The sequence below is a fragment of the Mesorhizobium sp. M4B.F.Ca.ET.143.01.1.1 genome (assembly GCF_004792275.1).
Lineage (GTDB): Bacteria > Pseudomonadota > Alphaproteobacteria > Rhizobiales > Rhizobiaceae > Mesorhizobium > Mesorhizobium abyssinicae.
On record NZ_SRSR01000244.1, the window covers coordinates 1 to 317 of the forward strand.

At 53.0% G+C, this 317-nt stretch carries 1 protein-coding gene; it reads right to left on the reverse strand.

Translation table 11 applies throughout. From position 1 onward, the window contains the following. Window positions 1-317: N-acetylmuramidase domain-containing protein (locus tag EN786_RS36825; protein WP_135910148.1), on the reverse strand; the 317-nt coding region annotated here is incomplete at both ends.

Below are 317 nucleotides of genomic sequence, written 5' to 3' on the forward strand. Positions count from 1 at the left end.
CGAAGTGAGTTTCGCGTACCAACTGCGAAGATGCTCGTCGTAGTTATTTTTCCAGTACGCCGAACCGTTGTAACCTGATGCAAAAGACTTCCAATCGTGGGCAGCGAGCGCGCCAGCGAGATTTGAGGCGAGGATCTCCCTAACGCCGGCGAGAAGTTGCTCATCCTCCGAGTAGAACATTCGCTTGACCATTTCCTGCGGACTAGCAAATCCGACGCTTTGAAAATTGCGTCCTAAGGTCTGAGAAATACCCCAGCTCGCGCTTTGCAGTGCAGCCGACTCATCCAAGGCGAGCGCTTGTTTCAACCGAGCATACT